This is a genomic window from Flavobacterium sp. RSSB_23 (assembly GCF_051547145.1).
Classification (GTDB): Bacteria; Bacteroidota; Bacteroidia; order Flavobacteriales; family Flavobacteriaceae; genus Flavobacterium.
Genome location: NZ_JBPTTO010000017.1, coordinates 1 through 20188, shown reverse-complemented (window position 1 = coordinate 20188; position 20188 = coordinate 1). Strand labels below are relative to the sequence as shown.

Annotated in this window: 17 protein-coding genes; 14 read left to right on the top strand and 3 right to left on the bottom strand. The window is 34.9% G+C overall.

Annotated elements, in window-relative coordinates; genetic code table 11:
- Positions 1–6: 6 nt before the first annotated feature.
- The 12 genes from dapA to ACSVH9_RS15445 all read left to right on the top strand — a co-directional run bounded on the left by dapA (position 7) and on the right by ACSVH9_RS15445 (position 12250).
- On the top strand, positions 7–882 hold the full coding sequence (gene dapA / locus ACSVH9_RS15500) for a 4-hydroxy-tetrahydrodipicolinate synthase (RefSeq protein ID WP_438064491.1): 876 nt from the start codon (positions 7–9) through the stop codon (positions 880–882).
- 138 nt (positions 883–1020) lie between these two features.
- Positions 1021–1815, top strand: coding sequence for an outer membrane protein assembly factor BamD (locus ACSVH9_RS15495; protein WP_438064490.1), 795 nt, complete (start codon positions 1021–1023; stop codon positions 1813–1815).
- An 8-nt stretch (positions 1816–1823) separates the two neighbouring features.
- Positions 1824–2141, top strand: a complete 318-nt coding sequence (locus tag ACSVH9_RS15490; RefSeq protein WP_116761231.1) for a DNA-directed RNA polymerase subunit omega — start codon at positions 1824–1826, stop codon at positions 2139–2141.
- Positions 2142–2151: 10 nt separating this feature from the next.
- On the top strand, positions 2152–3387 hold the full coding sequence (gene coaBC / locus ACSVH9_RS15485) for a bifunctional phosphopantothenoylcysteine decarboxylase/phosphopantothenate--cysteine ligase CoaBC (RefSeq protein WP_438064489.1): 1236 nt from the start codon (positions 2152–2154) through the stop codon (positions 3385–3387).
- 73 nt (positions 3388–3460) lie between these two features.
- The gene (locus ACSVH9_RS15480; RefSeq protein ID WP_438064488.1) at positions 3461–4351 is read left to right on the top strand and encodes a DUF4835 family protein; all 891 of its coding nucleotides are present in this window, start codon (positions 3461–3463) and stop codon (positions 4349–4351) included.
- Between the two features lie 52 nt (positions 4352–4403).
- The gene (gene recN / locus ACSVH9_RS15475; RefSeq protein ID WP_438064487.1) at positions 4404–6056 is read left to right on the top strand and encodes a DNA repair protein RecN; all 1653 of its coding nucleotides are present in this window, start codon (positions 4404–4406) and stop codon (positions 6054–6056) included.
- An 84-nt stretch (positions 6057–6140) separates the two neighbouring features.
- On the top strand, positions 6141–7331 hold the full coding sequence (gene fabV, locus ACSVH9_RS15470) for an enoyl-ACP reductase FabV (protein WP_438064486.1): 1191 nt from the start codon (positions 6141–6143) through the stop codon (positions 7329–7331).
- 92 nt (positions 7332–7423) lie between these two features.
- Positions 7424–8230 (top strand): enoyl-ACP reductase FabI, encoded by an 807-nt coding sequence (locus ACSVH9_RS15465; protein ID WP_159684781.1) that lies wholly within the window; start codon positions 7424–7426, stop codon positions 8228–8230.
- 56 nt (positions 8231–8286) lie between these two features.
- The gene (locus tag ACSVH9_RS15460) at positions 8287–9291 is read left to right on the top strand and encodes a glycosyltransferase (protein ID WP_438064485.1); all 1005 of its coding nucleotides are present in this window, start codon (positions 8287–8289) and stop codon (positions 9289–9291) included.
- The gene (gene coaE / locus ACSVH9_RS15455) at positions 9292–9867 is read left to right on the top strand and encodes a dephospho-CoA kinase (protein ID WP_438064484.1); all 576 of its coding nucleotides are present in this window, start codon (positions 9292–9294) and stop codon (positions 9865–9867) included.
- A gap of 79 nt (positions 9868–9946) precedes the next feature.
- Positions 9947–11530: a sensor histidine kinase gene (locus ACSVH9_RS15450; RefSeq protein WP_438064483.1), complete on the top strand. Its 1584-nt coding sequence runs from the start codon at positions 9947–9949 to the stop codon at positions 11528–11530.
- A 3-nt stretch (positions 11531–11533) separates the two neighbouring features.
- Positions 11534–12250 carry a response regulator transcription factor gene (locus ACSVH9_RS15445; protein WP_438064482.1) on the top strand — a complete coding sequence of 239 codons (717 nt, stop codon included), beginning with the start codon at positions 11534–11536 and terminating at the stop codon, positions 12248–12250.
- A gap of 47 nt (positions 12251–12297) precedes the next feature.
- Here ACSVH9_RS15445 and ACSVH9_RS15440 read toward each other — a convergent pair whose 3' ends face one another.
- The 3 genes from ACSVH9_RS15440 to ACSVH9_RS15430 all read right to left on the bottom strand — a co-directional run bounded on the left by ACSVH9_RS15440 (position 12298) and on the right by ACSVH9_RS15430 (position 14462).
- Positions 12298–13038 (bottom strand): acyl-[acyl-carrier-protein] thioesterase, encoded by a 741-nt coding sequence (locus tag ACSVH9_RS15440; RefSeq protein ID WP_438064481.1) that lies wholly within the window; start codon positions 13036–13038, stop codon positions 12298–12300.
- A gap of 151 nt (positions 13039–13189) precedes the next feature.
- Positions 13190–13717, bottom strand: coding sequence for a KdsC family phosphatase (locus ACSVH9_RS15435; protein ID WP_438064480.1), 528 nt, complete (start codon positions 13715–13717; stop codon positions 13190–13192).
- The gene (locus tag ACSVH9_RS15430; protein WP_438064479.1) at positions 13701–14462 is read right to left on the bottom strand and encodes a Rossmann-like and DUF2520 domain-containing protein; all 762 of its coding nucleotides are present in this window, start codon (positions 14460–14462) and stop codon (positions 13701–13703) included. The genes ACSVH9_RS15435 and ACSVH9_RS15430 overlap by 17 nt, the downstream gene beginning before the upstream one ends.
- 198 nt (positions 14463–14660) lie before the next feature.
- On the opposite strand from ACSVH9_RS15430, the gene ccsA reads away from it, so the two are divergent.
- Together ccsA and ACSVH9_RS15420 are read left to right on the top strand one after the other, a co-directional pair.
- On the top strand, positions 14661–17852 hold the full coding sequence (gene ccsA, locus ACSVH9_RS15425) for a cytochrome c biogenesis protein CcsA (protein WP_438064478.1): 3192 nt from the start codon (positions 14661–14663) through the stop codon (positions 17850–17852).
- A 163-nt stretch (positions 17853–18015) separates the two neighbouring features.
- Positions 18016–19788, top strand: coding sequence for a MutS-related protein (locus ACSVH9_RS15420; protein ID WP_438064477.1), 1773 nt, complete (start codon positions 18016–18018; stop codon positions 19786–19788).
- The last annotated feature ends 400 nt before the right edge of the window (positions 19789–20188 follow it).

Here is a 20188-nt window from a genome sequence, read left to right as displayed (position 1 = left end):
ACCGTTATGCAAGCATTAATAGGCACGGGAGTTGCATTAGTAACACCTTTTAAATCAGATTTTTCAGTTGATACCGAGGCGTTGAAAAATATAGTGAATTTCTCTATAGAAAATGGAATAGAATATCTGGTGGTAATGGGGACAACTGCAGAAAATGCAACCCTAAGTGCAGAAGAAAAAGAACTAGTCATCAATACAGTGGTTGAAGTCAACAATGGGAGACTTCCTTTGATTCTTGGTGTAGGAGGAAACAATACTTTACAAGTGGTAAACGAATTGAAAACAAGAGATTTCTCTGCTTTTGATGCTATTCTTTCCGTTTCTCCATATTATAATAAACCGACTCAAGAAGGAATTTATCAGCATTTTAAAGCAATCGCAGAGGCATCTCCAATCCCAGTAGTTTTGTACAATGTACCAGGAAGAACGTCAAGCAACATGTTACCATCAACGGTTCTTCGCTTGGCAAATGACTTCTCTAATATTGTTGGAATCAAAGAAGCTGCTGGTGATTTAGTGCAAGCCATGAAAATAATTCAGCACAAACCAAAAGATTTCTTGGTTATTTCGGGCGACGACATGATAGCTTTGCCAATGGTTTTGGCCGGTGGAGCAGGGGTAATTTCAGTAATTGGTCAAGGTTTTCCAAAAGAGTTTTCAGAAATGATTCGCCTTGGATTGAATAAAAAAGTAGACGCCGCTTTCGAAATCCAATATAAAATTGCCGATAGTATTGACATGATTTTTGAACAAGGAAACCCTGCTGGAATAAAAGAAATATTCAAAACGCTTAAATTGGCAGAAAATGTAGTCCGTTTGCCATTAGTTCCAGTTGATGAAGCACTTTCTGAAAGAATCCAACATTTTGTTAAAAATTTTTAGAAAAATACGCTCAAAAAGTAAGCTTTTTTTTAAATAAAAATATATTTTGTAGTCGCTAAATTAATAACTAAATTTGCCACCCAAAGTTAAGTTGGATTTATAACTATTTGGTGCTAAATTGTAATAAAAGTAAAATAAATGAAGAAAATAGTCGCATTGTTACTACTAACGCTAGCTTTAGGTTCTTGCGGAGAATATCAAAAAGCCTTAAAATCGGAAGATGTTGCTGTTAAGTATGAGTTGGCTGAAAAACTTTATGATGCAGGGAAATACAGTAAAGCAATTCGACTTTTTGAACAAATAGCACCAGCATACAGAGGGAAACCTCAAGCAGAGAAGATGTTCTATATGTATTCTCAAGCATACTATAAAACCAAACAATACTATTTAGCAGGATACCAGTTTGAAAGTTTTGCCTCCAATTATCCAAGAAGTGAAAAAGTGCAAGAAGCGGCGTATTTAGGAGCAAAATGCTATTCTATGTTATCTCCAGTCTATAGTCTAGACCAAGTGGATACTTTCAAAGCCATAGAAAAACTGCAAAATTTTATAGATACGTACCCTAATTCTGAATATTTGCCTGAAGCAAATAAGACGATGCGTGTTTTAAATGATAAAATTGAGAAAAAAGTATACGAAAATGCTATTGGTTACAATACCATTATGGATTACAAATCGGCGCTAATTGCCCTTGATTTATTCATAGCTGACTATCCTGGAACAGTATTAAAAGAAAAAGCGTTGTATTATAAATTGGATTCTGCTTACCACTTAGCAATTAACAGTGTTCCTGAAAAAATGGAAGAGCGTTTACAAGTAGCTAAATTAGCCTACACAACCTTAATACGTTACAAAGCGGATACCGAATACAAAGAAAAGGCCGATGCGATGTTGGCGAAGATTGAAACAGATTTACAAAAATTTACTAAATAAATAAAGTCATGGATTTAAAGAAGACGAATGCTCCAGTAAATACAATTACCTACAACAAAACTGTAATTGAAGAACCAACTGGTAATGTATATGAAGCAATAACCATTATGGCTAAGAGAGCAAACCAAATCAATTCTGAAATTAAAAAAGAATTGACTGAAAAATTAGAAGAGTTTGCTACTTATAATGATAGTCTTGAAGAAGTTTTTGAAAATAAGGAACAAATTGAAGTTTCTAAGTTTTACGAAAAATTACCAAAACCGCACGCTCTTGCTGTTCAAGAATGGTTAGATGGTAAAATCTACCATAGAGACGCAAACAAATAATTAAGTATTGATGTCTGTTTTAAATGGCAAAAAGGTTGTACTAGGTATTTCTGGTGGAATTGCTGCCTATAAAACCGCTTCGTTAGTACGTCTATTTATAAAAGCAGGTGCTCAGGTCCAAGTGATTATGACACCTGCTTCTAAGGATTTTGTAACCCCATTAACATTATCCGTTCTATCAAAAAATCCTGTCTATTCTACTTTTTACGATAAAGAGGTTGCCGATTCTTTAGCTCCTTCCGAAGAAGCAAAAGAGTTGTGGAATAATCATGTAGAATTGGGACTTTGGGCAGATATAATGCTTATCGCTCCAGCTACTGCAAATACCTTGTCTAAAATGGCAAATGGTACTTGTGATAATTTGCTTTTAGCAGTTTACTTATCTGCTAAATGCCCTGTCTACTTTGCACCTGCAATGGATTTAGACATGTACAAACATCCTTCTACGCTTAATAGTTTTCAAAAACTTCTCGAGTTTGGCAACATAATGATTCCTGCAGAAAGCGGTGAATTAGCAAGCGGACTTTCAGGCGAAGGCAGAATGGCTGAACCTGAAAACATAATTGCTTTTATGGAAGCGCACATGCGACAGCAATTGCCTTTATGCGGCAAGTCAATTTTGATTACCGCTGGACCAACTTACGAAGCCATTGACCCAGTTCGTTTTATAGGAAATCATTCTTCTGGAAAAATGGGGTTTAATATTGCTAATAGGGCAGCCGAATTAGGGGCCAATGTTTTTTTGGTGACTGGGCCTACACATTGTAAACCGCTTTACACTTCTATTCAAGTATTTCCTGTAGTTTCAGCAAAGCAAATGTATGAGAAGTGTTTCGAATGGTATGATAAAATGGATGTAGTCATCGCTGCTGCCGCAGTTGCCGATTACAGACCTAAAGAAGTTGCCAGTCAAAAAATAAAAAAAGCAGCAGAAAATTTTGTCATCGAATTAGAAAAAACACAAGACATTCTTGCCGCTCTCGGTGCAGAAAAACAACACCAGCTCTTAATCGGATTTGCGTTAGAAACTGAAAATGAAATTGAAAACGCAAAAGCTAAGATTCAAAAAAAGAATTTGGATGTAATTGTGCTGAATTCTTTGCAAGATGAAGGTGCAGGCTTTGGTAAATCCACGAATAAGATTACCTTTATTGACAAGAATTTTACTGTAGAACCAATGGAACTAAAATCCAAAACTGCAGTTGCTGTCGATATTATGGATAAAGTGTGTGCCTATTTTAAATAAACACGCAGCTGTTGTAAAACAGTATACTTTTTCAATTTATTAGCCGTTTCTAATCAAAACAATACTTTTGAATATGCATAGAGTTATAGGAGTCCTTTTCTTGATTTTGTTCAATACCACCTTTTTGTTGGCTCAGCAATTGAATTGTTCGGTAGTTATCAATGCCCAAAAAGTTACGAATACCAATCAACAATTAATTAAAAATTTAGAGATTGCTCTTAATGAATTTGTAAATAAAACCGATTGGACAGGACAAGCGCTAAAGCAAAATGAAAGAATCAAGTGTTCCATGTTTATTACGCTTTCTTCAATCAATTCAGACCAGTTTTCGGGCACCATCCAAGTGCAGTCTTCTAGGTTGATTTATAATTCTACTTACAGTGCCCCAGTTTTTAATTTTAACGACAAAGATTTTAATTTTAGATATGTTGAATTTGAAAATTTAATTTTCAACCCATCAGTTTTTGAATCCAATTTGGTTTCTGTTATAGCATATTATAGTTATGTTATATTGGGTTTAAATATGGATACATTTTTACCTTTTGGTGGAAATGCGCATCTAGAAACAGCTCAAAATATTCAGAATGTAGCGCAACAGGGTGGTTACAAAGGCTGGAGCCAATCAGACGGGATACAGAATCGTTTTTTCTTAACAAACGATTTACTGTCCCCTACATTTGCGCCTTACCGTCAAGCTTTAGCAGAGTACCATCAAGGACTAGATTTGATGAGCACAGATTTGAAATCAGCCAAAGAAAAAATTAAAGCGGCTATTCTAAATTTATCAAAAATAAACCAAACACGACCAAATGCCTTTTTAACTAGGGTTTTCTTTGATGCCAAAGCCGATGAAATTGCTTCAATATTTTCTGGAGGACCTAGCATTACTATTGCCGATTTAGTTGAAACTTTAAACAAAATCTCTCCAATGAATGCTAGTAAATGGAGTCAAATTAAATACTAATAAGTCCTCTATTTTTGCCGTATATTAGTAGCTTTATTCAAAACTTATTTTAATGATAACCTCACTTTCTATCAAAAATTTTGCTTTAATAGATCAACTTACTATTGATTTTACAAAAGGATTATCTATCATCACAGGTGAAACTGGAGCGGGTAAGTCTATAATTCTTGGAGCTTTAGGATTAGTTTTAGGAAAAAGAGCGGACTTGTCTTCTCTAAAAAACACGGAGGAAAAATGTGTTATCGAAGCGCATTTCGAGATTTCTAAATACAATTTGCAAGATTTTTTTCAAGATAACGATTTGGATTATGAAACGGATACCATTATCCGTAGAGAAATCTTGCCCTCTGGTAAATCGAGAGCTTTTATAAATGATAGCCCAGTTAATCTGCAAGAATTGCAAGAACTAAGCCTGTACTTAATTGACATCCATTCGCAACAACAAACCCAAGAATTGTCTGATGAGGCGGTACAATTTAAAATTATTGATGCAATTGCCGAGAATAAATCGGAACTTCTGAAGTACCAAGAAGGTTTAAAAAAATACAAAACAGAAAAAGCGCTATTGGCTTCTTTGATAAAAAAACAAGGAGAGTCAATTAAAGAACAAGAGTACCATACTTTTTTACTTGAAGAATTGTTGGCAGCCAAACTTATGGATGGGGAACAAGAACAACTAGAAGAGGACTTTGAGCGATTGAATAATGTGGAGACCATAAAGGAAGCAATTGACAAATCGCTAGCCATTGCAAATGAAGAAGAAATTGGAGTTTTGCATCATTTGAAAGAAATTAAAAGTACGTTTCAACGGATTACTCCTTTTAGCGCAAAGTACCAAGAGCTGCTTGAGCGAATAAATAGCGTTATCATTGAATTTGATGATATTTGTTCCGAATTAAACCAACATGCCGAAGTGGTGTTGAGTGATCCTGAAAAATTAGATTACACGAATCAAAAATTGCAACTAATTTATACGCTTCAAAAAAAGCATCAAGTGAAATCGGTAACTGAACTATTGGAAATTCAAAACGAATTAGACCAATCATTACTGTCAATTAGTAACCTCGATGCTGAAATCGAAAAAATAAAAGCTGAAATCACTAGTCAAGAGGAAGAGCTAGATGGTTTGGCAAATGTGATTCACGAAAAACGCCTTCAGTCAATACCAGTTTTAACTTCTAAAATGACACAAATTCTTGAGAATTTAGGAATGCCCAATGTTCGTTTTAAAATAGATTTACAGCTGATAACAACTTATTTTGCCAATGGTAAAGAAGAATTGCAATTTTTATTTTCTGCCAATAAAGGTGGAGATTTTGGGTTGCTTAAAAAAGTGGCTTCTGGTGGTGAAATGTCACGTATTATGTTAGCGGTCAAGGCAATTTTGGCACAATACTCTAAATTACCCACTTTGATTTTTGACGAAATTGATACGGGTGTTTCTGGTGAAATTGCTATTCGAATGGGAGAAATCATGAAGCAAATGAGTGCTAACATGCAAGTTTTTGCAATTACCCATTTGCCCCAAATTGCGGCAAAAGGAGATTCGCATTTTAAAGTAGCTAAAAGTACAGTAGGAGAGGTGACTAACTCGGAATTGAAGTTGTTAACCGAGGAGGAAAGAGTACTTGAAATTGCGCAAATGCTTTCTGGAACCGTTGTTTCTGAGTCAGCCTTAAATCACGCCAAAGCCTTGCTGAACTAAAAAAATGGGCTATATTTGTCGATTAAATAATTAAATCAATATTAATACTAGTTTTTTTTACTTTAAAAAAGAAATTTCGATACTATGATTATAGAACCAAGAATGAGAGGATTTATTTGTTTGACATCTCACCCAGATGGATGCGAACAAAATGTGAAAAATCAAATAGAATACATCAAATCAAAAGGAACTATTGAAGGTGCTAAAAAAGTGTTAGTGATAGGTGCTTCTACTGGATTTGGGTTGGCTTCAAGAATCACTAGTGCTTTCGGATCAAATGCCGCAACTATTGGTGTTTTCTTTGAAAAACCTGCTGCTGAAGGGAAAACAGCCTCTCCAGGGTGGTACAATTCTGCCGCTTTTGAAAAAGAAGCGCACAAAGCCGGTTTGTATGCGAAAAGTATTAATGGTGATGCCTTTTCTAATGAAGTGAAGCAACAAACGATTGCTTTGATAAAAAAAGATTTAGGTCAAGTTGATTTAGTAGTCTATAGTTTAGCTTCTCCAGTGCGTCAACACCCAGTTACTGGTGTATTGCATCGTTCTACTTTAAAACCTATTGGAGGGGTTTATACAAACAAAACGGTGGATTTTCATTCTGGTAAAGTGTCAGATATTTCAATCCAACCTTGTGAAGGTGATGATATTGAAAATACTGTTGCTGTTATGGGAGGTGAGGATTGGTCTATGTGGATTGACGCTTTAAAAGCTGAAAACTTATTAGCAGATGGAGCGATGACTGTCGCTTATTCTTATATCGGTCCTTCATTAACAGAAGCGGTTTATAGAAAAGGAACAATAGGAAGAGCTAAAGACCATCTAGAAGCAACAGCATTTTCTATTGCGGATAGTTTGAAAGAAATCAACGGAAAAGCGTTTGTTTCTGTTAACAAAGCATTGGTTACTCAAGCCAGTTCAGCTATTCCAGTAATTCCATTGTATATTTCATTGTTGTACAAAATCATGAAAGAAAAAGGAATTCACGAAGGTTGTATAGAACAAATTCAACGTTTGTACAGCGAACGTTTGTACAGCAACGAGGGAATCGCAACAGATGACAAAGGTAGAATTCGTATTGATGACTGGGAAATGAGAGAGGATGTTCAGGAATTAGTGGCTAAGTTATGGCCAGAAGCTACAACTGAAAATCTTGCAGAAATTGGGGACTTAGCGGGATACCGTCATGATTTCTACAACCTTTTTGGATTTGAGTTCGACGGGGTAAATTATCAAGCCGAAGCCAACGAGTTGGTAAACGTACCTAGTATAGTTTAATAGAAAAAAAACAAGAACACCTTATTTTAATTTTATGTACAGTAAAAATTAAAATGAGGTGTTTTTTTATTGATAAAAAATAGATAGTTAAAATGTACAATTTACTAAAAGGAAAAAAAGGAATTATTTTTGGTGCTTTAGATGAAAATTCTATTGCTTGGAAAACGGCTGAACGTGTGCATGAAGAAGGTGGGATTTTTGTTTTAACAAATGCTCCAGCTTCTATACGAATGGGAAACATTGATCAGTTAGCAAGCAAAACTGGAGCAAAAGTCATTCCCGCCGACGCTACTTCTGTCGCTGATCTAGAAAAATTAGTCGATGAGGCCATGGTTATTCTGGGAGGAAAAATCGACTTTGTATTGCATTCAATCGGGATGTCGGTAAATGTGCGTAAAGGCAATCATTACACCAATCAAAATTACGATTTTACAGAAAAAGGGTGGAATGTTTCGGCGGTTTCATTTCACAAAGTACTGCAAGTGTTATACAAAAAAGACGCTATGAATGAATGGGGAAGTATTGTTGCTTTATCCTATATGGCGGCGCAACGTGTTTTTCCAGATTACAACGATATGGCCGATAACAAGGCTTTCTTAGAATCGATAGCGAGAAGCTTCGGGTATTTCTTTGGTAAAAAATCAAAAGTACGAGTAAATACGATTTCTCAATCTCCCACCGCTACTAAGGCGGGACATGGGGTAAAAGGATTTAATGGTTTTATCAATTATTCCGAAAAAATGGCGCCACTTGGTAACGCCTCTGCTTTAGATTGTGCCAATTATACTGTTACCTTGTTCTCTGATTTGACACGCAAAGTAACCTTGCAAAATTTAATGCATGATGGTGGTTTCTCCAATGTAGGGGTAAGCCAAGAAATAATGGAAATGTTTGAATAAATAGTATCTTTGCACAACAATTTGAAAATACTAATATTAATACCACCCTGTTTACTATGTTTTTTTCTTTAATTATTCCAGTATATAACCGACCGGATGAAGTAGATGAACTATTGATGAGTTTGTCTCAAATGGAGTATCATGATGTATATGAAATAGTAATTATTGAAGACGGATCGACTATCAAATGCCAAGAGGTATTAGAAAAGTATGCTGACAAATTAAATATTTCGTATTATTTCAAACCAAATTCGGGTCCTGGTGATTCTAGAAATTTTGGTATGGAAAAAGCAAGAGGGAATTATTTCATTATTTTCGATTCAGATTGTATTATTCCTGCAAACTATTTAATAGAAGTAGAGAATGCTTTAAAAGAGGCCTATGTGGATTGTTTTGGCGGGCCCGATAAAGCTTTGGATAGCTTCTCTGACATTCAAAAGGCCATCAATTTTGCGATGACTTCTTTTTTGACCACTGGAGGTATCCGTGGCGGTTCAGAGAAAATTGGTAAATTCCAACCGCGTAGTTTTAATATGGGATTGTCACGTAGAGCTTTTGAAGTCTCAAAAGGATTTGGAAATATTCATCCAGGAGAAGATCCTGATTTGTCAATTCGATTATGGGAATTAGGCTTTGAAACGAGATTAATTCCACAGGCATATGTCTACCACAAAAGAAGAATCGACTGGGAAAAATTTGCTATTCAAGTGAATAAATTCGGTAAGGCAAGACCAATTTTGAACAGCTGGTATCCAAAATACAGCAAACCAACCTTCTTCTTTCCAAGTTTGTTTATCCTTGGACTAGGGTTCTCTATTTTTATGTATTTGTTTAGCCAAAATTTTGATTTTTTACTGCAATTGTATTTCATCTATTTTATTCTAATTTTTATTACGTCTTCTATTCAAAATAAAAATATAAAAGTCGGATATCTTTCCATGATAGCCGTTTGGAAGCAGTTTTGGGGATACGGAACAGGATTTTTAGTGTCCTTTGTAAAAGTGGTGCTTTTGAAACAAAAACCGCAAGAAGCCTTTCCTGAATTATTTTTTAAAGTATAAATGACGGCTATCATTGGTTTAACAGGAGGTATTGGTAGTGGTAAAACTACGGTAGCTAATTTTTTCAAAGAATTGGGGGTTCCTGTTTATATAGCCGATGATGCAGGCAAAGAAGTAATGGAGTCTCAAACCATACTTTCTCAAATTAAAGCAGTTTTTGGGGAAGCAATATTCGAATTGGGAGTGCTTAACAGACAAAAATTAGCGGCTATTGTATTTGCAGACCCTGAAAAATTACAACAACTAAATGCTATTGTGCATCCTGCAGTAGCAAATCACTTCAAACTTTGGTTGTCCAATCACCAACATTTTCCATTTATCATTTATGAATCTGCAATCCTCTTTGAAAGCAAAGGAAATGAAAAATGTAATAAAATAATTACAGTTACTGCGCCCTTGTCCGTGAAACTACAGCGGGTAATGGCTCGCGATACTACTACTGAAGAGCAAGTCCTTTTGCGAATGAAAAGCCAATGGTCAGACGATCAGCGTATTGCAAAAAGCGACTTTGTGATCGAGAACACCGATTTGGAAATGACAAAATCACAAGTTGTTAAAATTCTTAAAATTTTATAGATAAAACAATTTGAGGATATAATGTTAATATTTGGTTAATGCATTATTTATTATATTGTTAAAATGTTAATTTTGTGACATGAATAGGATGTTTTTTAGATTATTGGTGCTGTTAATGAGTTTGTCCCTTATTGGTATAATTCTTGTACAGGTTTATTGGTTCAATTCCTCTTTTAACAATAATGATGAACAATTCAAATTTCATGTTAAACAAGTTATAGGAAATGTTGCTGAAAAATTAGAAAAGCAAGAGGCCTATAATTTTTATGACAGATACAATAAGCTAAAAGATAGTACGGGTAGAATTCCACAGAGAGAGGATATAATGGAGTTCACATTGGTTCAAAAAAATAAGAAAACCAATAAAACCATTGTCTATTCTAATAGTATCATTTCTGAAGATTATAAAATAAGTCCATCGTTCTCGAATAAAAAGAAAGACGATTTAAAGTTTAAGAATTTTAACTCTAAGAGAACCACCGAAATTTATAATAACAACAGTATTGATAATTCTGGTTATCAGAAAAGCTTGATACCAGATGTGAAAATTGAAAAATCAGGGAATTTAGACATTCTTGATAACGCACAATTTGAAATTTCATACAAAGACATTGCTTCTGCAATGCCAATACAAGAAAGAGTTTCCAATGACGTTCTTAATAAGTTGATAAAAAAAGAATTAGATGAAAATGGAGTAAATACGCATTTTGAGTTTGGAGTATACAGTAACGGTTTGGCAACAAAAATTCGTTCTGAAAACTTTAGCTATGATAAAGATGCTACGTATTCTACACCAATCTTTACTGATAATGAAGGAACAGAAAAATACAAACTACTAGTTACTTTTCCATACAAAAAGAAGTTTTTGTTGTCTGAATTGGTAAGTATCACTGTTTTGTCCATCATTTTCACTTTGATTATTTTAATTGCCTATACTTCTGCTTTGAATCAGTTGATTAGGCAACGTCAAATTTCTGAGATTAAAACGGATTTTATCAACAACATGACGCATGAGTTCAAAACACCTATTGCTACGATTAATTTGGCTTTAGATGCGATACGTAACCCAAAAATCATTGAAGATAAAGATAAGGTTTTTAAATATCTCGAAATGATTCGAGACGAAAACAAAAGAATGCATGCTCAAGTTGAGAATGTGTTAAGAATCTCTAAACTGGAGAAGAAAGAATTAGACATTATCAAAGAGTCTAAAAATGTAGAAGAAGTTATAGAGGACGCAATAGAGCACGTAAATTTAATTTTAGAAGATAGAGAAGGAAAAATTGATTTGCATTTTGAAGCCTCTAGAACAACAGTGCTATTAAATGATTTTCACTTTACAAATGTAATTGTCAACATACTAGAAAATGCCATAAAATACACACCGGGCATTCCTAAAATTGACATTTATACTGAAAATATCAAAGACATGCTTTTGATTAAAGTGAAAGACAATGGTTTGGGAATGAGTAAAATTGCTCAAAAACGCGTGTTCGAAAAGTTTTATAGAGAACACACGGGGGATTTGCATAATGTGAAAGGTCATGGTCTTGGTTTAGCATATGTAAAACAAATAGTTGAAGACCATAACGGTCAAGTTTATGTAGAAAGCGAAAAGGGTAAAGGAAGTACCTTTATCATAAAAATACCACTAATAAATTAGCGAATGGAAAATGTAAATAAAAAGATTCTACTAGTAGAAGACGATTTGAATTTTGGAGCGGTTTTAAAAGATTATTTGATGCTAAATGACTTTGATGTTGTGCTAGCAAAAAACGGAATGGAAGGTTTTGAAAAATTTAAGAAGGACAATTATGATTTGTGTATCTTAGATGTCATGATGCCTTACAAAGATGGCTACACGTTGGCGAAAGAAATTCGTGAGAAAAACAGCGAAGTGCCAATCATCTTTTTAACTGCAAAAACAATGAAAGAAGATGTGATGAAAGGCTATAAAGCAGGTGCTGATGATTATTTGAACAAGCCTTTTGATTCAGAAGTGTTGTTGATGAAAATCAAAGCCATCATTCAAAGAAAATCTTCTGAAGTGAAAACAGACCAAGTGCAGTTTGAATTCAATATTGGAAAATTCCATTTGAATTCTAAATTGAGATTTTTGACCTTCCAAAACGAAGAGCCAATCAAATTGTCTCCAAAAGAGAATGAATTGCTAAAAATGCTTATTCTTCATGAAAATGATTTAATGCCAAGAGAATTAGCGTTGACTAAAATTTGGAGAGATGATAACTATTTTACTTCAAGAAGTATGGATGTGTACATCGCCAAATTAAGAAAATACCTTAAACCAGACGAAGATGTTGAAATCTTAAACATCCACGGTGAAGGATTCAGATTGGTAGTAAAAAGTAGTGCTACAGCCTAATAATCATAAAACAAAAAAGCTTCGAATTTTTCGAAGCTTTTTTGTTTTTATTTAAAATGCAGTTGTAGGGCAAAACAGGTTTTTTCTTCTTTTGTTATACTGAAAATAGTGTCTTTTTCTTCTAGGTTTTCATGAATTTGAACGCTGTCATTCAGAGATAACTCTTTTAAAAAATTCATTTCAAAACTAGCTAGTTTTTGTTGTAATAACAACTTTGGCTCAACCAAATCCAAACACCATTCTAGATACTTTACATTATTGGCATGGTTGACGATGTCTAAATCAGAAAGACAAACCGTTTTCTCAAACAAAATCTCTTTTTCGTGATGTATGTCTATTTTAGCGAATGTATTTGTAGTAGCCTTTCTATCAGGATACAATTCAAAATGTTCATAAGGTAAGGCCAAGGCCTCAGGACGACGTTTTTGGGTGTTAAAAACTGCCCAAAATGTCTCAGAACCTACTATTTTTTTTCCATTTACATGCACTTCTAAAGCTCTTACCGAACGGGAGTTTTCTAAAGAATTAATCCAAGTGGTTACCGTAACGGTATCTCCCCATTTAGGCAATGCCTCGATTTCTACTCGCATTCTGCTCAATACCCAAGCTTGATGGAATTCTTGCATGTCGGCAAAGCTGATGCCTCCAAGTTCAGAATGGGCTGCAGCGGTTAATTGGAGCAAATTGCACAATTCGGTATATTTTAAATACCCATTAGGCGCACATTGCGTAAAATTGATTTCCCAGTTTTTGGATAAAATTGAAGTGAAATTAGGAGATATAGGCATTGTTGTATTGTAATATTTGAATAGCAATTGGCTAGTATTTTTTGATTGCTTCTTTCTGAAGGAACCCATTTAAACGCAATAGCGTCTTGGTAAACAAGTTGCTTTTTTTTAAATTTCAAAACTTGTAGTAACCGCTGTAAATGCATGATTTTTAATCATGCTTTCCATCAAAGCTTTCCATCCATTTGCCTTGTACTTTCATAACTTGTTCAATCACATCTCGAACAGCACCTTGTCCACCATTTTTATGTGAAATGTATTTTGAAATGGCTTTTATTTCTGGACTTGCGTCTTGAGGACAAGTAGGTAATCCTACCAATTGCATGACGTGATAATCAGGAATGTCGTCTCCCATGTACAAGACGTGTTTAGGCTGAATATTATAAACATCGGTGTATTCGTCAAAAGTTGCCACTTTATCGGGCGTGCCTAAATGAATATCAGTGATGCCTAAATTTCTCAAACGTACTCTAACGCCTTCATTGCTTCCGCCAGAAATAATACAAACATTGTAGCCATTATCTACAGCCGCTTTTAATGCATAGCCATCGCGGATGTTCATGGTTCGTAGCATTTCACCAGCGTTATTTACAAATACAGAACCATCAGTAAGTACGCCATCTACGTCAAACACAAACGTAGTAATATCATTCATTATTTCTTTATAACTTTTTGCCATGATTTTGTATAGATTGGGTTAGGATTTTATATATAGTGGATTGATTTTCATTAGATAAAAATGATTCATGCGCCTCTATAGTAGAAACATCATTGCGCTTAGCGGGGCCAGTTTGTGCTTCTTTTGGTGAAAGGGTCAATAATTTCTCGGCAGTTTCTAAAATTAAGGGCTTTAAAATGTCAAAAGGAACGTGGTTTTCTATGCAAATTTCATTACCTAATTGATATAAATAGTTAGTGAAATTATTTACAAAAACAGCGGCCACATGCAATGCTTTTCGTTGATGAGAATTGATAGTATGAACGTTGTCTGAAATAGCAGTAGCCACTTTTTCCAAAATGAAATAATCGTCAGGGACTAATGTTTCTAGACACATTGGGATTACTTTGAAATTTACGGGTTTTCCTTTTGTAAAGGTTTGCAAAGGATAAAATACTCCTTTGCGATTTTTATCGTTCAAGGAATCCAATGGGGCTGCACCAGAGGTATGTACCACTAAGCGGTTTTCAAATGGCAATTGTTCAGAAACAGCAGCAATCGCGTCATCAGATACGGCAATTATGTAAACATCTGCATCTTGTAAAGCACTGTAACTACTTGTAATTTTGTGAGGTGCAATTCCAGCGATAGTTGTGGTACTGTTTCGAGCAAAAACTTGTACGATTTCTATGTCCGAAGCCGTGAGAAAGGTTGAAATAAGGTGTTGTGCAACGTTACCTGCACCGATAAGTGTTACTTTAATCATATCGCAAAATTAGTGATTTTTTTAGAGCTATAAAAGGCTTTGGTTTTTTCGTCTTGCTTCTTAACGTCACACTTAATCAAACGGTTTTGTATTGTTTTTTCTCACTTAATTTTAGATTAAATTAACAAGGGTGGAAGTTTCAAATCAACAATATTTAAGTACTTTTGCGACACTTTTCAAAACCAATGAATACAATAAATGGATAAAAAATACTACTCCTTTTTATTTTCAACACGATTAATGGCAATCCTTTTTATTGCCTATGCAGTAGCAATGGCAACTGGAACATTTATCGAAAGTAAGTACAATACAGATACGGCCAAAATTTGGATTTATAATGCATGGTGGTTTGAGGCTATTCATGTGTTTTTCTTGATTAATTTCTTTGGAAACATCAAAAGATACCAATTGTTGAAAAAAGAAAAATGGGCAACTTTATTGCTGCATTTGGCTTTCATCTTTATTATAATCGGCGCATTCATTACACGCTATATTAGCTATGAAGGCATGATGCCAATTAGAGAAGGTGCTACTGAAAGCCGAATTTTTTCCGATAAAACGTTTGTAACTGTTTTTGTTGATGGGGAGTACAAGGGCGAACCAAGACGCCGAACTTTTGAAGAACCAGTTTTGTTATCTCCTGTAACTCAAAATAATTTTTCGATTTCTGATGAATTTGCCGATATCCCTTTTGAAGTGAAATACGAAAACTTCATTATGGGCGCAAAGGAATATATCAAGCCCGATGCAAAAGGAACACTATATTTAAAAATAGTGGAAGCGGGTGAAGGTGGAAGAGAAGAACATTTCTTAAAAGAAGGGGAAGTACAAAATATTCATAACGTTTTGTATGCTTTGAATAAATATACAGAAGGAGCTATCAATATTACGACTACGGGAAAAGAATACACTATCCAAACCCCATTTGAAGGAAACTTTATGCGTATGGCAGATAAGTTAGAAGGAAAAGTAAACAAAGACGTGGTGCAACCCTTAATGATGCGTTCTCTTTATTCTATTGGCGAAAAACGAATTGTTTTCCCAGAGCCTGCGGTTAAAGGGGTAATTGCTTACGAATCAAACAATGATTTTAAAGCTAAAAATCATGAAGATGCTATAGAATTGAGTATCACCTCGCAAGGAAAGACCGAAAAAGTAACTATTTTGGGTTCTAAAGGTAAAGTAGGCGAGCCTAAAACCGTAAAAATTGGAAAATTAGATTTTGCTATTTTCTACGGAAGTAAAGAGTATATGTTGCCTTTCAAAGTGAAACTGAATGATTTTATAGCCACCAAATATCCTGGAACGGAAAAGAGTTATTCGGCTTTTGAGAGCCAAGTCACTGTTTTGGATGGGAAAGAAAATTTTGACGCGCGTATTTATATGAATCATGTCTTGGATCACAAACAATACCGCTTTTTTCAATCCTCTTTTGATCCGGATGAAAAAGGAACGGTACTATCTGTAAACCATGATTTCTGGGGAACGAACATCACGTATTTGGGGTACTTTTTATTGTATTTTGCTATGATGGCCATTTTATTTACCAAACATTCTCGTTTTGGCGATTTAAAAAGAAAACTAGAAGTTGTAAAAAACAAGAAAGCGAAATTACTTTCTGTCTTCTTGTTGTTTTTTGGACTGCAAGGTTTTGCACAAAGTCACGAAGGCCATAACCATACAGAAGGTGACGGTCATAATCACGAGCAATCCGTGATGCATACCCGTAAAGCGCCAACGGAAGCCGAATTGGATGCGCTATTGAAAAACAATACGATCAAAGCAGAACATGCGGCTAAATTTGGACGATTGATTATTCAGGATGCTGGTGGGAGAATGAAACCAATCAATACTTTTTCGTCTGAATTGTTGCGAAAAGTGAGCCATTCAGATACTTTTAAAGGAATGAATTCGGATCAGGTTTTCTTATCGATGACACAATTTGCTAATATTTGGCTGGAAGTACCTTTGATTTATATCACCCCAAAAAACGATAGTATTCGTAAGATCATTGGTATAGATAGTAAAGCCAAGTTTGCACCTTTTATTACGTTTTTTGACGAAAAAGGAAATTACAAATTGTCTCCTTATTTAGATGCTGCTTATAAAGCGGCAAATCCAAATCAGTTTGAAAAAGATTTTATCGAAACGGATAAAAAAGTCAACTTGATGGAATCGGCGTTGAGCGGACGCATCTTGAAGATTTTTCCGATTCCTAATCATGAAAATTCGAAATGGGTTTCCTATTTAGAATTGAATGAAGCAGGATTAAAAGGAATGGATTCTACCTATACCAAGAGTATTTTGCCCTTGTATTTTGGTACCTTGAATAATGCCATTAAAACCCAATCCTATGACACTTCTGATGAGTTATTAGAAAGCATCAATGGGTATCAAAAGAAATTTGGTGCAAAAGTTCGACCTACAGAAGAAAAGATTGATCTTGAAATAGCCTATAATAAGTATGATGTATTTCAAAAGTTACCGTATGTTTATTTGTTTGGTGCGATTATGATGATAATTTTTACTATCATTCAGATTTTTAAAGATAGAAAGGCCTTACGTATAGTTATTAATGGATTCCATATTTTTATAGGACTTTTGTTTGCGCTTCATACGTTAGGATTAATCGCTAGATGGTACATTTCTGGACATGCACCTTGGAGTAATGCTTACGAATCGATTATTTATATTGCATGGGCCACCATGTTCTTTGGATTGGCTTTTGATAGAAAATCAAAACTAACTGTAGCTTCAGCGGCTTTTGTAACAGCGATGATTTTGGCAGCTGCTTATGCCAACTGGATCGATCCTGAAATTGCAAACTTACAACCGGTTTTGAATTCGTATTGGTTAATGATACACGTGGCGGTAATTGTAGCGAGTTATGGACCATTTGCGCTAGGTATGATTTTAGGATTTGTTTCTTTATTGTTGATTTTCTTTACTAACGATAAAAACAAAGCAAAAATGGATTTGAACATCCAAGAGTTGACCTATATCAACGAAATGGCATTGACAATAGGTTTGGTGATGCTTACGATTGGGAATTTCTTAGGCGGACAATGGGCCAACGAAAGTTGGGGACGTTATTGGGGTTGGGATCCAAAAGAAACTTGGGCTTTGATCAGTATTATGGTGTATGCTTTTGTAATTCACATGCGATTCGTTCCTTCATTGAGAGGAAAATGGATTTTTAATTTGATGAGTATGTTTGCTTTTCTTTCTATTTTATTCACCTATTATGGGGTAAATTTCCATTTGGTGGGCTTGCATTCCTATGCTAGTGGTGAAGCAAAATCATTGAGTTGGATTTGGTATTCATTAGGGACTTTCTCTTTAATTGGAGCGCTGACCTATCCAAAATACAAAAAGTATTATAAGAAATAATGTAAGTAGCAAAGAGAGGACAGTTTTTCAATTCCATCTAAGAGTAAAGGAAGCTATACGCTTCTAGATTTTGAATTGTTGTCTTAAAAGAGTAGTTATTTTTTTACTATTATCCGTTTGATACTCAAGGAAACCTTTATATTTGTGGTTGATTGAATAGATAATGGAAATTTACATACAGAAAAAAGCGAGTAATGAACAAAAAGTAAAACAACTTCAAAAGCAGTATAACCGAATCAGTTTTGGACGGTTGTTTACTATTGTAGTGATGTTGCTCTCACTTTATTATTATCAAAAAACCAACAATGCAAGTTTACTTTTAATAGGGACTTTTGCATTTGCTGGTTTTTTTATGCTAATGCGTTGGCATACTCGTTTGGCTTATCAAAAGAAACTTACGCAAGCAATCGTTGATTGTAATGCAGATGAAATTGTGTTCTTGGAGCGAAAGAACATTCCTTTTGAAAATGGTGCAGAATACAATGATGCACATCATCCCTATGCCTATGATTTAGATATTTTTGGACCAAATTCTTTGTTTCAAAGTCTAAACCGTACGGGTACTTTTATGGGAAAAAAAAGGTTAGCGGCTCATTTGCTAATAAACAAGGAACCCAAAGAAATACTGCTCCTTCAAGATGCTATAAAAGAATTGCGGGACAAGTTGGATTGGCGCCAATCTTTTTTGGCTAGTGCTAGAGTTGGACAGGACAATAAAAGTAGTTACACTCGATTGTTGCAATGGTGCAGTTTTAATACTAAGGCAGTTTCTAAAATTACAACGGTCTTATCGTATGGTTTACCCATTGTTTTGATGGGATTCGTAATGGGCTATCTTACTACTTTCAATCCTATTTGGCTGAAGTATTTTGCCTTTTTATTTGTGGTGAACTTAGTACTTGCTGGTGGCTATGTTAAAAGAATCATGGCTGAAAACGCACATTCTTCCGAAATCAATACGATGCTAGACAATTATAGTCAACTTTTTCTGAAAATTGAAAATGAAAAGTTCGATTCCATTAAATGCAAACAATTACAAGAGATTTTGAGCGTGGATGGGCTTCCAGTTAGTGCTAAAATAAAGTCATTATCCTCAATTTTTTCAAAGTTAGACAGTACCAACAATTTGGTAGTATCGGTGCTTTTTAATGGATTATTTCTTTTTAATATTCATATTTTGAATGCCTGCTTGCTTTGGAAAAAAGAACATGCTAAGAATCTTGAATGTGACCTAGATGTAATTGGTGAGTTTGAAATGCTCAATAGTTTAGCCAATTTTTCATTTAATAATCTTGATTTTGCTTTTCCAAAATTGAATGAGGAGTACAAAATTGCTTTCGAAAGTTTGAGTCATCCTCTATTGAATCCGAAAACCAGAGTAGGGAATACAGTAGCTTTTCAACCTCAATCCTTTATAATTTTGACAGGCTCTAACATGTCAGGCAAAAGTACTTTTTTGCGAAGCTTGGGAGTCAATATGGTCTTAGCGGGAATGGGTGCGCCTGTTTGTGCTACTCAAGCGAATGTGCATCCTTTGCCTGTGTTGGTATCGATGCGACTATCGGATTCGTTATCGGACAGTGAATCCTATTTTTTTGCTGAAATCAAGCGCCTAAAGCAAATTATGGATGGATTGGATGAAAGCCCTGCTTATGTCTTATTGGACGAAATTTTGCGCGGTACCAACTCAGATGACAAGCGCAGTGGAACGATTGAAGTGGTCAAAAAAGTAATTGCAAAGAAAGCGATTGGAGCAATTGCGACCCATGATATTGAAGTCTGTTTGACTACTAACGAATACCCTCAAATTTTAACCAATAAATGTTTTGAAGTCGAAATTAAAAACGAAGAATTGCATTTCGATTACCAATTGCGAGAAGGTATTTGTCAAAACAAGAGTGCTACCTTTTTGATGAAAAAAATGGGTGTCATTTAATCAATAGTTTTCTTCTGGATTTCCTGCAAGGTCTTTTTTTGAACATGTAAGTATTTAGGAAAGTATGATTATTGAATAAGACCTACAAGGTTTTAAGAACCTTGCAGGTCGTGTAGGCTAAATCAATTTTTTTATGATTTCCTGCAAGGTCTTTTTTTGACCTTGTAGGTATTTTGATAATTTTGATTATTGAATAAGACCTGCAAGCTAATTGAAAACCTTGGAAATCCTATAGACTAAACATAAGCATCTTTGAAGTGATGCCAAGGAGTCAAATCATTACTTTTAGCCCTGATCGTAGAGGAAATCCTTTGTTGTTGGTGTTCAGCAACAAAGCTTACTTCGTCAATTCGCTAGCGCTCGGGTGTAACGAAGAGCGGGACGATGTTTCTAGAAAATC

Excerpts from the sequence above, each read along its gene's own strand:
- recN (WP_438064487.1), top strand. The coding sequence starts at position 4,404 with ATGATAACCTCACTTTCTATCAAAAATTTTGCTTTAATAGATCAACTT.
- ACSVH9_RS15465 (WP_159684781.1), top strand. The coding sequence starts at position 7,424 with ATGTACAATTTACTAAAAGGAAAAAAAGGAATTATTTTTGGTGCTTTA.
- coaE (WP_438064484.1), top strand. The coding sequence starts at position 9,292 with ATGACGGCTATCATTGGTTTAACAGGAGGTATTGGTAGTGGTAAAACT.
- ACSVH9_RS15435 (WP_438064480.1), bottom strand. The coding sequence starts at position 13,717 with ATGGCAAAAAGTTATAAAGAAATAATGAATGATATTACTACGTTTGTG.
- ccsA (WP_438064478.1), top strand. The coding sequence starts at position 14,661 with ATGGATAAAAAATACTACTCCTTTTTATTTTCAACACGATTAATGGCA.
- fabV (WP_438064486.1), top strand. The coding sequence starts at position 6,141 with ATGATTATAGAACCAAGAATGAGAGGATTTATTTGTTTGACATCTCAC.
- ACSVH9_RS15430 (WP_438064479.1), bottom strand. The coding sequence starts at position 14,462 with ATGATTAAAGTAACACTTATCGGTGCAGGTAACGTTGCACAACACCTT.
- dapA (WP_438064491.1), top strand. The coding sequence starts at position 7 with ATGCAAGCATTAATAGGCACGGGAGTTGCATTAGTAACACCTTTTAAA.
- coaBC (WP_438064489.1), top strand. The coding sequence starts at position 2,152 with ATGTCTGTTTTAAATGGCAAAAAGGTTGTACTAGGTATTTCTGGTGGA.
- ACSVH9_RS15450 (WP_438064483.1), top strand. The coding sequence starts at position 9,947 with ATGAATAGGATGTTTTTTAGATTATTGGTGCTGTTAATGAGTTTGTCC.
- ACSVH9_RS15480 (WP_438064488.1), top strand. The coding sequence starts at position 3,461 with ATGCATAGAGTTATAGGAGTCCTTTTCTTGATTTTGTTCAATACCACC.
- ACSVH9_RS15460 (WP_438064485.1), top strand. The coding sequence starts at position 8,287 with ATGTTTTTTTCTTTAATTATTCCAGTATATAACCGACCGGATGAAGTA.
- ACSVH9_RS15420 (WP_438064477.1), top strand. The coding sequence starts at position 18,016 with ATGGAAATTTACATACAGAAAAAAGCGAGTAATGAACAAAAAGTAAAA.
- ACSVH9_RS15445 (WP_438064482.1), top strand. The coding sequence starts at position 11,534 with ATGGAAAATGTAAATAAAAAGATTCTACTAGTAGAAGACGATTTGAAT.
- ACSVH9_RS15495 (WP_438064490.1), top strand. The coding sequence starts at position 1,021 with ATGAAGAAAATAGTCGCATTGTTACTACTAACGCTAGCTTTAGGTTCT.
- ACSVH9_RS15490 (WP_116761231.1), top strand. The coding sequence starts at position 1,824 with ATGGATTTAAAGAAGACGAATGCTCCAGTAAATACAATTACCTACAAC.
- ACSVH9_RS15440 (WP_438064481.1), bottom strand. The coding sequence starts at position 13,038 with ATGCCTATATCTCCTAATTTCACTTCAATTTTATCCAAAAACTGGGAA.